Source organism: Hyalangium sp., from assembly GCF_035629615.1.
GTDB lineage: Bacteria > Myxococcota > Myxococcia > Myxococcales > Myxococcaceae > Hyalangium.
The window spans coordinates 1-12,472 of the sequence record NZ_DASPHO010000344.1 but is presented as its reverse complement, the minus strand read 5'-3'; the positions used below and the strand labels follow the sequence as shown (position 1 = coordinate 12,472).

7 protein-coding genes and 2 pseudogenes are annotated in these 12,472 nt (G+C 67.7%); 4 read left to right on the top strand and 5 right to left on the bottom strand.

What is annotated here, in order from left to right; all coding sequences use genetic code 11:
• Together VD972_RS17465 and VD972_RS17460 are read right to left on the bottom strand one after the other, a co-directional pair.
• Positions 1–7,016, bottom strand: a 7,016-nt coding sequence (locus VD972_RS17465; RefSeq protein ID WP_324988456.1) for a CARDB domain-containing protein, incomplete at its 3' end; no start/stop codon positions are given.
• Positions 7,017–7,236: 220 nt separating this feature from the next.
• Complete coding sequence (locus tag VD972_RS17460) at positions 7,237–8,262, bottom strand: aldo/keto reductase (protein ID WP_324988454.1); 1,026 nt, start codon at positions 8,260–8,262, stop codon at positions 7,237–7,239.
• A 158-nt stretch (positions 8,263–8,420) separates the two neighbouring features.
• On the opposite strand from VD972_RS17460, the gene VD972_RS17455 reads away from it, so the two are divergent.
• From VD972_RS17455 to VD972_RS17445, 3 genes are all read left to right on the top strand, one after another.
• Positions 8,421–9,023, top strand: a complete 603-nt coding sequence (locus VD972_RS17455; RefSeq protein WP_324988452.1) for an NAD(P)H-dependent oxidoreductase — start codon at positions 8,421–8,423, stop codon at positions 9,021–9,023.
• A 162-nt stretch (positions 9,024–9,185) separates the two neighbouring features.
• Positions 9,186–9,716 carry a MopE-related protein gene (locus VD972_RS17450; RefSeq protein WP_324988450.1) on the top strand — a complete coding sequence of 177 codons (531 nt, stop codon included), beginning with the start codon at positions 9,186–9,188 and terminating at the stop codon, positions 9,714–9,716.
• A 666-nt stretch (positions 9,717–10,382) separates the two neighbouring features.
• The gene (locus VD972_RS17445; RefSeq protein ID WP_324988448.1) at positions 10,383–10,733 is read left to right on the top strand and encodes a hypothetical protein; all 351 of its coding nucleotides are present in this window, start codon (positions 10,383–10,385) and stop codon (positions 10,731–10,733) included.
• On the opposite strand, the gene VD972_RS17440 is transcribed toward VD972_RS17445, so the two are convergent.
• Both VD972_RS17440 and VD972_RS17435 read right to left on the bottom strand, forming a co-directional pair.
• The gene (locus VD972_RS17440) at positions 10,719–10,934 is read right to left on the bottom strand and encodes a hypothetical protein (RefSeq protein ID WP_324988457.1); all 216 of its coding nucleotides are present in this window, start codon (positions 10,932–10,934) and stop codon (positions 10,719–10,721) included. The two genes, VD972_RS17445 and VD972_RS17440, sit on opposite strands and share 15 nt — an antisense overlap.
• A 77-nt stretch (positions 10,935–11,011) precedes the next feature.
• Positions 11,012–11,083: pseudogene (locus tag VD972_RS17435) on the bottom strand (hypothetical protein); the annotation flags it as partial.
• Between the two features lie 173 nt (positions 11,084–11,256).
• Here VD972_RS17435 and VD972_RS17430 point away from each other — a divergent pair.
• Entirely contained in the window at positions 11,257–12,006 is a 750-nt protein-coding gene (locus VD972_RS17430; protein WP_324988445.1) for a hypothetical protein, read from the top strand.
• A gap of 22 nt (positions 12,007–12,028) precedes the next feature.
• Here VD972_RS17430 and VD972_RS17425 read toward each other — a convergent pair.
• Positions 12,029–12,472 (bottom strand): annotated as a pseudogene (locus tag VD972_RS17425) (hypothetical protein); the annotation flags it as partial.

The window sequence follows — 12,472 nt, the reverse complement described above, 5'->3', positions numbered from 1 at the left end:
TAGTGAATGGTGGTGTTCTGGGAGAGCACCAGCTGCACGTCCGTGCCACTGCTCATGGTGCCCTGGTTGCACACCTTGACCGTCGCCATGAGCGGCTGCCCCGGCAGGACGCTGGGCGGGCCACTCACCTCCTGGATGACGAAGTCCGGCTGAGAGCCGAGGCCGAGGAGCTTGCTGGCGCGCGTGTTGTTGGTCTCGATCAGCTCGGGCACGGCGTTGGCCGGGTCCGCCACAGCCCCCAGGTACCAGGCCCCCTCGTGCGGAGGTTGCACGCTGGCCTGCACCTGCTGCGTCGTGCACTGCCCTGGCTCGAGCAGCCCCGAGGCGAACGAAGTCAGCGGAAGGTCCTGCTCCTCCGGCGAGCCGTTGGGGGTGAAGGAGATCGTGGCGTCCTCGGAGAGCACCAGCTGTACCTGCGCGTCACCGCCCACGGTCCCCTGGTTGCACACCTTCACCGAGGCTGCGAAGGGCACCCCGGGCGAGATGCTGGCAGGACCGCTCACCGCTTGGAGGAGGAAGTCCGGCCGGTGGCCAACGCCCACCGGGTGGCTGGCCCGCGAGTTGTTGGCCTCGTTGAGCTCGAAGGTGTCGTCGGCCGGGTCGGCCACGGCGCCCAGGTACCAGGTGCCCTCATGCGGAGGCTGCACGTGGGTCTCCACCTGCTGCGTCTGGCACTGCCCTGCCCCCAGGAGCCCCGGAGAGAACGAGCCCAGGAGGAGATCCTGGCCCGCCGGGAGCGCGTTGGGAGAGAAGTGGATCGAGGCATCCTCCGAGAGCACCAGCACCACCTGCGTGTCCCAGCCATCCCGGGTGCCCTGGTTGCACACCGTCACCGAGGCCGTGAACGGCTCGCCGGGAACGACCCGGGTGGGGCCGCTGACGGCTTGGATGATGTAGTCGGGCTTGTAGCCAAGGCTGATGATGCGGCCAGCGCGGCCATTGTTGGTCTCGTTGAGCTCTGGCTCGGTGTTGTCGGCATCCACCACCGCCCCCAGGTACCAGTCCCCATCGACACCCGGCGTCCCGGTCTGCGCCTCCTGCGTCACGCACTGCCCCGGCTCCAGAGCCACCGTGGAGAGGTAGCCGATCAGGACGTCCCCCTGCCCCGGAGGAGGAACGGGCGAGCTCTCGACAGTCGAGTCCCGCGACAGCACCAGGTGCCCACCCGTGCTCCCTGCGAGGGTGCCCTGGTTGCACACCGTGACCTTCATGATGAACGAAGAGTAGCCCTCAGCGCTGGCCGGACCACTCACCGCCTGAACGATGAAGTCAGGGCGAACCCCGATGCCCAGAGGCTTGCTGACGCCCCCGTTGTTGAGCTCGAGGAACTCCGGCACGGTGTTTGCCAGGTCGGCCACGGCGCCCAGGTACCAGGCGCCCTCATGAGGGGGCTGCACGCTGAGCTGCACCTGCTGTGTCCTGCACTGGCCCGCCGCCAGCGTCCCCGAGGCGAAGGAGCTCAACAGCAGATCCTGCTCCTCCGGAGCGCCCGTGGAGGAGGAGACGACGGTGGCATCCTCCGAGAGCACCAGCTGCACGTCCGTGCCACTGCTCACGGTGCCCTCGTTGCACACCGTCACCGAGGCCGCGAAAGGCGCACCCGGAAGGACGCTGGGCGGGATGCTCACGGACTGGATGACGAAGTCCGGCTGGTCACCGATGGCCAGGGCTGTGCTGGCGCGCGTGTTGTTGTCCTCGAAGAACTCCGGCACGGCGTTGCCCGGGTCCGCCACGGCGCCCAGGTACCAGAGGCCCTCGTGCGGAGGCTGGGCGTTCGTCTGCACCTGCTGCGCCGCGCACTGTCCCGGCGCCAGCGTCTCCGAGGCGAAGGAGACCAGCGGTAGATCCTGCTCCTCCCAAGGGGCACTGGGGGCGTAACGGATGGTGGAGTCCTCGGAGAGCACCAGCTGCACGTCCGCACCACCGCTCACGGTGCCCTGGTTGCATACGGTCACCGAGGCCGTGAGAGGCGCTCCGAGCCTCGCGTTCGCCGGGCCGCTCACCGCCTGAATGACGAAGTCCGGCCGATGACCGAAGCCGAGCGGCTCGCTGGCGCGCGTGTTGTTGTCCTCGTTGAGCTCGTGCTCGGCGTTGCCCGGGTCGACCACGGCGCCCAGGTACCAGGTGCCCTCGTGCGGCGGCTGCGCGCTGGCCTGCACCTGCTGCGTCCTGCACTGCCCCTCCTCCAGGACCCCCAAAAAGAAAGAGTTCAGCGGCAGATCCTGCGCAGCGGAGGTACTGCCCGAGGCGAACTGGATGGTGGCATCCCCCGAGAGCACGAGCTGCACATCGGTCCCCCCGCCCCACGCGTTGCCCTGATTGCACACCGTGACGGAGGCCATGAACTGCTCGCCGGGAACGACACTGACCGGGGCGTTCACCGCCTTGACGATGTAGTCAGCCCTGTAGCCGATACCGATGAGGCCGCCTGAGCGCGTGTTGTTGGTCTCGTTGAGCTCCTCCACATAGTTGGAGGGATCGGCCACCGCGCCTAGATACCAGCTCCTCTCTTCCCCGGTCCCCGCCCAGGCTTCCACAGGCAACGTCGCGCACTGCCCCGGCTCCAGGAGCCCCGCCCAGAAGGTGCCCAGCGTGAAGTCCTGCTCGTGCTGCGGAAGCTCCGAGGAGTTGTCGAAGTGCGTGTCCCGCGAAAGCAGCAGATGCCCATCCGCCCACCCCGCGGCGGTGCCCTGGTTGCACACCGTGACCTCCGCCAAGAACGATTGATACGCCTGGGTGTTGAGAGGACCGCTCACCGCCTGGATGACGATGTCGGCGCGCTGGCCAATGCCCACCGGCTTGCTGGTGCGGGTGTTGTTGGTCTCGAGCAGCTCCGGCACGGCGTTGGCCGGGTCCGCCACGGCGCCCAGATACCAGGCGCCCTCATGCGAAGGCTGCACCTGGGTCTCCACCTGCTGCGTGGCACACTGCCCCGCTGCCAGCGGACCCGAGGCAAAGGAGACCAGCAACAGATCCTGCTCCGCGGGAGAGCCCGTGGTGGGGAGACGGAGGGTGGAGTCCTCGGAGAGCACCAGCTGCACCTCCGTGCCACCACTGCCCTCGGTGCCCTGGTTGCACACCGTCACCGAGGCCGTGAACGGCGCCCCGGGGAGGACGCTGACCGGGCCGCTCACCGCCTGGATGACAAAGTCTGGCTGATGGCCGAGCCCAAAGGGCTTGCTGGCCAGCGCGTTGTTGCTCTCGAGCAACTCGGGCACGTCGTTGGCCGGGTCGGCTACGGCGCCCAGGTACCAGGTGCCCTCATGCGAAGGCTGCACGCTCGCGTGCACCTGCTGCGTGGTGCACTGCCCCACTGCCAGCGGACCCGCGGAGAAGGAGGCCAACGGCAGATCCTGCTCCTCCGGCGAGCCGTTGGGGGAGAAGTGAATGGTGGAGTCCTCGGAGAGCACCAGCTGAACCTGGGCGCTGCTGGCGCTCGCGGCGCCCTGGTTGCACACCGTCACCGAGGCCGTGAACGGGGCCCCGGGCGAGACGCTGGCCGGACCGCTCACCGCCCGGATGATGTAGTCGGGCTGGTAGCCGATGCCCACCGGCTTGCTGGCGCGGGTGTTGTTGTCCTCGTTGAACTCCGCCTCGGAGTTGAACGCATCCGCCACGGCGCCCAGGTACCAGGCGCCCTCGTGCGGAGGCTGCACGCTCGTCTGCACCTGCTGGGTGGTGCACTGCCCCGGCGCCAGCCACCACACCTCGACGACGGCCAGAGACAGATCCTGCTCCGCAGGAGCGCCGCTGAGCGAGGAGTGGATGAGGGTGTCTTCGGAGAGCACCAGCTCCAGATACGAGCCGGGGACGACCCCACTGCCCTGGTTGCACACGGTGACCGAGGCCGTGAACTCCTCCCCGGGAAGGAGGCTGACCGGAGCGCTCACCGCCTGCACCATGAGGTCCGGCTGGTAGCCGAAGTAGAAGCGAGCACTGACACGGGTGTTGTTGGTCTCGAGGAACTCCCCCGTGGAGTTGTCGGGATCTACCACGGCGCCCAGGTAGTACCAGGTGCTCTCGTTCCAGGCCCTGACCTCGATCTGCACCTGCTGCGTGGTGCACTGCCCCGCCGCCAGGGGGCCCACGGGCAACGTGGTCAACAGCACATCCTGCTCCCACGGAAGCTCATTGGGATCGATGTGAAGGATAGTGTCCTCCGAGACGATGAGCTGCACCTGCGTGTCCCCGCTTCCCGCGGTCCCCTGGTTGCACACCGTGACCGGGATCGTGACCGATGTCCCATACCAGGCACTGAGAGGGGCACGCACCGCCTGCACCACGAGGTCGGGCTGGTGCCCGATACCCACGGGCTTGCTGGCGCGCACGTTGTTGGTCTCGAGCAGCTCCAGCACGGAGCCACTCGGATCAGCCACGGCGCCCAGGTACCAGACGCCCTCGTGCGGAGCAGACACGCTGGCCTGCACCTGCTGCGTCTTGCACTGTCCGGCCGCCAGCGTCCCCGAGGCGAACGCGGCCAGCGGCAGATCCTGCTCCGCCGGCGAGCCGCTGGGAGAGAAGCGGATGGTGGAGTCCTCAGAGAGCACCAGCTGCACTTCCGTGCCACCACTGCCCTCGGTGCCCTGGTTGCACACCGTCAACGAGGCCGTGAGCACATCCCCGGGAACGAGGCTGGCCGGGCCGCTCACCGCCTGGATGATGAAGTCGGGCTGGTGACCGATGCCCAGGGCCTTGCCGGCGCGCGTGTTGTTGTCCTCGTTGAACTCCGACTCCTGGTTGCCAGGGTCGGCTACGGCGCCCAGGTACCAGAGGCCCTCGTGGGGAGGCTGCACGGTGGCCTGCACCTCCTGGGTCTGGCACTGCCCCGGGGCCAGGGGGCCCGCGGAGAAGGAGGCCAACGGAAGATCCTGCTCCGCCGGAGGAGTACCGGAGGAGAAGCGGATGAGGGTGTCCTCCGAGAGCACCAGCTGCACCTGCACGTCCCCGCCGGCCACGGTGCCCTGGTTGCACACCTTGACCGAGGCGGTGATCGAGCTGCCGGGCGCGGCGACTTCGGGGCCGCTCACCGACTGGATGACGTAGTCAGGCTGGTAGCCGACATGAAGGAGGCCACCGGCTCGCGCGTTGTTGGTCTCCACGAACTCCCATGAGCCGCGGACGAGGGCTCCCACGTACCAGGCCCCCTCTGACACCGTGGCGGTCGCAGAGACGGGCTTCGAGAGACACTGGCCGGGCTCCAGCCACCAGTTCCCGTATTCCGGGTACCCGGTGCCGACGTGCGAGTCGAGCTCCGAGATCTCCCTGTCCGAGGACAGGAAGACCTCCAGGTAGAAGTCTCCAGCCACGGTGCCTTGGTTGCACACCTTGACCGAGACCGTGAACGCGTCCCCGGGAGCAAGGCTGACCGGACCGCTCACGGACTGGACGATGAAGTCGGGCCAGTAGCCGATGTTCAGAGCGCCTGAAGCGCGGGTGTTGTTGGTCTCGTTGAACTCCGGCACGGTGTTGTCAGGGTCTGCCAGGGCGCCCAGGTACCAGTTGGACGCGTCGAACGGGGGCACCACGCTGGTCTCCACCTGCTGGGTGGTGCACTCCCCCGCTGCCAGCGGGCCCGTGTCGAAGGAGGTCAGCGGCCAGTCCTGAAGCGCGGGATCGCCCATGGGAGAGAAGCGGATGGTGGTGTCCTCCGAGAGCACCAGCAGCACCTGCGCGTCGCCGCTCGCAGTGCCCTGGTTGCACACCTTGACCGAGGCCGTGAAGGGCACTCCGGGCAGGACGGAGGGAGGGCTGCTCACGGTCTGGATGAGGAAGTCCGGCTGGTAGCCGATGCCCACGGCCTTGCTGGCTCGCGTGTTGTTGCTCTCGCTGAACTCGAGCGTGGTATTGGCCGGGTCGGCCACGGCGCCCAGGTACCAGCTCCCGTCGTGCGGCGGCTGCGCGCTGGCCTGTACCTGCTGCACCGCACACTGCCCCGCTGCCAGCGTCCCCGAGGCAAACGAGGCCAGCGGCAGGTCCTGAAGCGCGGGATCGCCCGTGGGAGAGAAGCGGATGGTGGTGTCCTCCGAGAGCACCAGCTGAACCTGCGTGCTGCCGCTCACGGTGCCCTGGTTGCACACCTTGACCGAGGAGGTGAAGGGGCCCCCAGGCACGAGATTGCTCGGGCTGCTCACGGACTGGACGGTGAAGTCGGGCCGGTAGCCAATGCCCACGGCCTTGCTGGCGCGCGTGTTGTTGGTCTCGATCAGCTCGGGCACGGCATTGGCCGGGTCGGCCACCGCGCCCAGGTACCAGTTCCCCTCACGCGAGGGCTGCACGCTCGTGGGCAGCTGCTGCGTCGCGCACTGTCCGGGCTCCAGCGTCCCCGAGGCGAACGAGGCCAGCGGCAGGTCCTGCTGGCTCTCAGGGGCGCTCGGAGAGAAGGTGATGGTGGTGTCCCTCGAGAGCACCAACTGCACGTCCGTGCCGCCGCTCACGGTGCCCGGGTTGCACACCGTCACCGAGGCGGTGAACGGAGCCCCGGGTGTGACGCTGACCGGGCCGCTCACCGTCTGGACAAGGAAGTCCGGCGCGGTGCCAATGCCAATGCGGTTCCCGATGCGCGCGTTGTTGCTCGGATTGGGATCCTCGTACCAGTCGCCGGTGGCGCGGGCTCCCAGGTACCAGGCGCCCTCCGGCAGCACATAGCCGTGGGAGGGGAGCGGGCCCGAGCTGCACTCTCCGGGCATCAGCCACGTGTAGCCGGAGCTGATCTCGATGACCTCTGTGTCCGGGGAGGGGATCGCCGAGCTTGGGGACAGGAAGCCGGACACGAAGATGCCGGTCGGCTCCGGGCCCTGGTTGCACACGCCGACCTGCAGCTCCAAGGGCCCCTCGGGCAGCGCACTGGAGGGACCGCTCACCGACTGGACGAGCACGTCAGCCCCCGTGCTCAGCGCCTGCCGGGTCTGTTTCAACCCCTCGGCGGGTTCCACTGCCGGCGCTTCTCCGCAACCGAAGGAGACGAGGAGCGCGCACGCGCCCATGGAGAACAGCATCCGACCGAGTCTTCCGCTCATGAACTGGTTTTCCTTGGCTGGGAACGTGCGGTCCACAGCAAGGGCAATGCCAGTTCAAAATTTGAACGGGCGGCGGCACCTCATCGAGTGTACCGAGGGTGACGGACCGGATGAGCCAGACGTGGAGTCCCTTCCGACGTGTCGAACAGGCTCTGTCGACACGTCGCCGGGCGCGCGAAACATGGGCCCGTCCCGCTGCGTCCCCAAAGGGGTAGCCTGGCTACCACCGGCCTTGGATGCGCTGCATGAAGTCGTAGGGGTAGCCCAGCTCCAGGGCGCTCGCCTCGTCCAGCCGCTTCAGCTGCGCGTCCTCCAGCTTCAGCGCGGCGGCCTTGAGGTTGTCCTCGAGCTGCTCCACGGTGCGCGCGCCGAAGATGACGGAGGTGACGGCGCGCTTGCGCAGCAGCCACGCCAGGGCCACCTGGGAGGGCGAGGCCTTCAGCTCGGCGGCCACCGCGTCCACGGCCTCCAGCGTCCGCCAGTTCCGGGGAGTGTCGAACCCGGCCAGCCGGTCCTTCCACCGGGCCAGGCGCGAGGAGTCCGGCGGCGGCTGGCCCTTGCGGTACTTGCCCGACAGGAAGCCACCGGCCAGGGGGGACCACGGCAGGAGGCCCAGGCCGAACTGCTCACAGACCGGCACGTGCTCGCGCTCCACCTCGCGGACCACCAGGCTGTACTGGGCCTGCAGCGCCACGAAGCGCGAGAGGTGCTGGGACTTGCTCGTCCACAGGCTGTCCACCAGGCGGTAGGCGGCGTAGTTGCTGGCGCCGATGTAGAGCACCTTGCCCTGGCGCACCAGATCCTCCAGCGCCCGGAGCGTCTCCTCCTCGGGCGTGTCGATGTCCTGCATGTGCACCTGGTACAGGTCGATGCGATCGGTCTGCAGCCGGCGCAGGCTGCCCTCCACCGCGGCGCGCAGCTGGTAGCGCGAGGCGCCCGTGTCGTTGGGGCCCTTGCCCATGCGGAAGCGGAACTTGGTGGCCAGCACCACCTCGTCGCGCCGCTTGGACTGGGTGAACCAGTGGCCCAGCACCTTCTCCGTCAGCCCGTCGTTGCCGTAGACGTTGGCCGTGTCCCAGAAGTTGATGCCCGCCTCCAGCGCGCGATCCATGATGGCGAAGGACGTCTTCTCGTCGGCCGCCACCCCGTGCATCATCGAGCCCTCGGTGGGCTCGCCGAACGTCATCGTCCCCAGGCACAGGCTCGACACCTTCAGGCCGCTGTGCCCCAGCTTGCGGTACTCCATGGTTCCCCTCCTTGTGGCGGCATGCGTCGGAGGCAGGCTCACCCATGTGCCAAGGTATCATCAAGGTGCCTCCTTGTGGCCGCACATGCCTCGGCATTACTTAACGCTCGAGACGTTTCACACGGCGCTGGCGCGCCTCGCGGCCGCCTGGAGGAGTGATGATGCTCAAGATAGCCCTGATCGTTGGCAGCACCCGGCCGCAGCGGTTCGCCGATACCCCCGGCAAGTGGATCGTCCAGGCCGCGAAGACGCGCAAAGACTTCGAGCTGGACGTGCTGGATCTTCGTGACCAGAACCTGCCGTTCTTCGAAGAGCCGCTGCCGGTGATCTACACGGGCGGCGCCTATTCCCATCCAGCCGCCGAGGCCTGGCGGCAGAAGCTCGGCGCCTATGACGGCTTCATCGTCACCGCGGCGGAATACAACCACGGGCCCACCGAAGTGCTGAAGAACGCGCTGGACTCCGCCTACAACGAGTGGCACCGCAAGCCGATTGCCTTCGTGGGCTACGGCGGCGTCGGCGGCGCGCGCGCGATCGAGCACCTGCGCGGGATCGCCATCGAGCTGAAGATGGCGCCCATCAAGCAGGAGGTGAACATCGCCATGGAGCCGATGCTCGGCATCCTGCGCCAGGGGAAGTCTCTGGACGACTACGCCTACCTGGCCCAGAGCCGCGACGCCTTGTTCGACGAGCTCGTCTGGTGGGCCGATGCGCTGAAGGTCGCGCGTGCGAAGGCTGTGTCGGAGCCCATCGCGGCCTAGGCGTCGCAGCACGGCTGGGAGCGTGCCGGGCCCCTGCACCGCCAGCGTGCGATGCAGGGTCATCGGCTCGGCACGTGCTCCAGTCGGCCATGCGCGCCGTGCAACCTGTCTAAACTAGTCGGCTCGCTCCCGTCAGCCTCAGCGTGCAACGCGGTGGCCGGGATGCCGTCGGCGGAGACGTGCGACGGCGTCGATAACAACTGTGACGGCGCCTTCAACGACGGCTTCAACGTCGGCCAGGCGTGCACGGTCGGCGTCGGCGCCTGCCAGGCGAGCGGCACGATCGGGTGCAACGCCACGGGCGGAGCTTCGTGCAACGGGGTGCCTGGCTCGCCTGAGCAAGAGACGTGCGATGGCGTGGATGACGACTGCGACGGTGTCGTTGATAATGGCTCCGCTCTTGGCGGGGCGTGCACGGCCGGCGTGGGCGCGTGCAAGGTGAGCGGCACGCTGCAATGCGACGGCATGGGCAGCACGGCCTGCAGCGCCGTAGCGAGCGCGCCGGGGCCGGAGGTCTGCGGCGACGAAGCTGACAATGATTGTGACGGAGAGACCGATGAGGGCTGCAAGGGCGATCCGCCTGAGAGCGGCTCGTGCGGCTGCACGTCCGCGATGGAGCCGACGGGCATAATCGCCTGCTTGCTCGGCATTGCGGTTGCGCTCGTCGCACGCCGAAGGAGCCGTCCGCGTTAGGCCCACGTCCGGCGCGACACGTCCTGCGCCGGGTGGCACCGTCATCGAGGTGCCGGGGGAGAACGAGGCGGTGACGCCTAATACTACAGTTGTACTTTGAGACGCGGGTTTCTGCGTCGGTAATGACAAAGCTTGGCGATGGCCTGATGACGGCGTCGCCACCGGCTCCAGTGCAGCACGAAGTCGAGGGTCGGCTGTATCGCCCAGGCGATGCTCAGCATCAGGCGCCTGAGTTCCTGGATCGAGAAGCGGACGAGCCCAGGCCCTGGCGCTGACGACACCGGGACATCCGGCTCGGGCGGCGCGGCAGGCCCAGCGCTTTTGGGAGCAGCGCCGCCTCCTGGGTGTTGGCCAGCACTCGCGCAGCGGCCAGGAATGAAGACGATCCTCGGGGAGCGCGGCATTTCGATCGCGGCCAGAGCGATCGATTTCTCCCTTCGCGCCGCAGCAAGGTCCAGCCATTTCGAGCGTTTCGCGCGCTCTATGGGTTCTACTCCTTTAACGCGGTAGCTGCTGGTGCGGATGTCATCTGCGCGGGGGACGTGAGTGGAAACGTCTGGGTCCTCGAAGCCGGGACCTCTGCTGTCAGGGTCCCTACCCGAGGGCTCAAGAAAACCTGAGCAGAAAATACTCTGTGTCTCGACTCAAATGGGAGGTGTGCCGATAATGTCCCGCGTCAAGCAGCAGCTCTCCAGGTCGCCATACGTCACCGTGCGCCAGCTTGAGCAGTTGGCGGCGCTGCTTGCATCCCGCTCAGACGACCCTCAAACGAAGGACGTAGACCTTGAGACGTCGGAGGAGGGGCTCGTGTTCGTTGTCGAGAAGCCTGGGAAATGGACAGGCGGCAAGCTGCTGGAACTTCGGAGCGAAGTCGTCGGAGGGCGCCTCACCATGAGAAGTCTTCGGCCCACCGGCCATCAGAAGCTAGAGCAGTTCGCAACGCAGTTTAGAGGCTGTTACGTCGTGCAGAAGAATTGCCGAAGGAACCGCTTCAACTACATCTCATTCGATGGATAGCTGGTCGCCCGGCCAAGCTTGAATCAGCCGGGCCGCGGCCATCGTGCGCATGCCGAGCGTCGGCACGAACCGCGGCTGCTTGCCAAGCACCCAACCGATCGCGAGCTGACTCGGCGTGATACCCCAACGCTTCGCGAGGCCCTGGAGACCGGCGACGATCTTGGCGTTCGCTTCGCGATTCGCCCCGGTGAACCGCGGCATGTGGGCGCGCGCGTCATCGGCGCCGATTCACGACTCGCGATCGAGTACTCGATCTGGAGATCGGCGATCGGATGAACCTTCGCCGCGCGCCGGATCGTCTCGGGGCCGACCTCGGACAGCCCGATCGATCGCACGTAGCCGGCTTTCACCAGGTCGGCAATCGCGCCGATCGTGTCTTCGATCGGCACCGCCGGGTATTGCCTTGCCGATGAGGAGCTCGCCTGCTGTGGCCAGCGAGGACAGCAGGTTCTGCGCGTCCGCCTGGGAGATCTGCCCCGACCGCACCGAGTTGCTGAGCTGGTTGAAGAGTTCGCCCCGGTTCATGATTGAGTGGTACCCGAGCTCCCGTATGCTCGCGTCCATGGATTCCCACTGCACCGTCTGCCGCGCCGCGCTCCGCGAGGGGGACGTCGATCTGGAGCGGCAGTTCGTCAGCTGCTCTACCTGCGGCAGCATGGTCACCTTCCGCAGGAGTGACGCCGAGCTGCGCACCGAAGATGGCGCGGCGAAGGACCGGCTGCCGGGCAGCTCCTGGTCCTATGAACGCCAGGAGGACCTCATGCGCTTGACCTGGCGCTGGCACTCCCCAGGAGTCGGGTGCCTTGCAGTCCCGGTTCTGTGCTTCCTCTTGGCGGGCTTGTCCGGGGCGTTCGGCTGGATCCCCCTCACGAATGGCACACCCCAGGAGGCTCTGATGGTGACCCTCGCCCTCTCCCTTCTCTTCGGCTACCCCCTCCTCGTCGTGACCCTCAACCGGACGTTCATCGAGGCCTCGCCCGGCACGGGCCTCCAGATCCGTCACGGCCCGCTGCCCTGGTTCGCCCTGCCCCGCAGGCTGAAGCGTCAGGACATCCAGCAGCTCTACGGCGAGCGGAAGACGCACAAGAACAAGGGCCGCATCCACTACTCCTATGCGCTGCGGGTCCAGCGGCCTGACGGCAGCACGCAGCTCCTGCTGGAGGCGGGGCTCACCGCCGAGGAGGTGCTCTTCCTCGAGCGCACCCTAGAGAGCTGGCTGGGCATCGAGGACCGCGCGGTCCCTGGAGATTTCAAGCCCGAGGGCAGTGCCTGAAACTGGCCGCGCCGCAGGCGTGTCAGGGATGCACCGATGGGGAGAGTGCATGCGCCTCCAACCACCGGGAGACCTGTTTCGCCTCGGAGGCGAGGCCCTGGCGGCTCCAGAACTCCCGGGCCTGGGTGGCCAGCTCCACGGCACGCGGCTTCTCCCCCCCTGCCTCCCACAGCGCTCGGGCCAGGGGAAACTGGACGCGGGCACGCCTCGCCACGGACGACACCGCCAGGGCCCGCTCGAGCCACGGCCACGCCTCGGCCGGGTGGCTCTCCGCGAGCGAGAGCAGGCCCATCCCCAACAGCGGACCGAAGCGCTCCGGATGCTCTGGCGGCAACCGCTTCTCCTGCAGCTCCATGGCGCGCGTGTACTTCTCTCGCTGGAAAAAAGAGGGGCCCTGCCCGCGCCAGGGCCCGAGGATGCGCAGCAAGCGTACCAAGCGCACTCGCTGCAGCAGCGCCTGCGCTTG

What these genes read in the sequence shown, in the direction of transcription:
- VD972_RS17450 (WP_324988450.1), top strand. Translation starts at nt 9,186, where the DNA reads ATGCCGTCGGCGGAGACGTGCGACGGCGTCGATAACAACTGTGACGGC.
- VD972_RS17445 (WP_324988448.1), top strand. Translation starts at nt 10,383, where the DNA reads ATGTCCCGCGTCAAGCAGCAGCTCTCCAGGTCGCCATACGTCACCGTG.
- VD972_RS17460 (WP_324988454.1), bottom strand. Translation starts at nt 8,262, where the DNA reads ATGGAGTACCGCAAGCTGGGGCACAGCGGCCTGAAGGTGTCGAGCCTG.
- VD972_RS17440 (WP_324988457.1), bottom strand. Translation starts at nt 10,934, where the DNA reads ATGCCGCGGTTCACCGGGGCGAATCGCGAAGCGAACGCCAAGATCGTC.
- VD972_RS17455 (WP_324988452.1), top strand. Translation starts at nt 8,421, where the DNA reads ATGATGCTCAAGATAGCCCTGATCGTTGGCAGCACCCGGCCGCAGCGG.
- VD972_RS17430 (WP_324988445.1), top strand. Translation starts at nt 11,257, where the DNA reads ATGATTGAGTGGTACCCGAGCTCCCGTATGCTCGCGTCCATGGATTCC.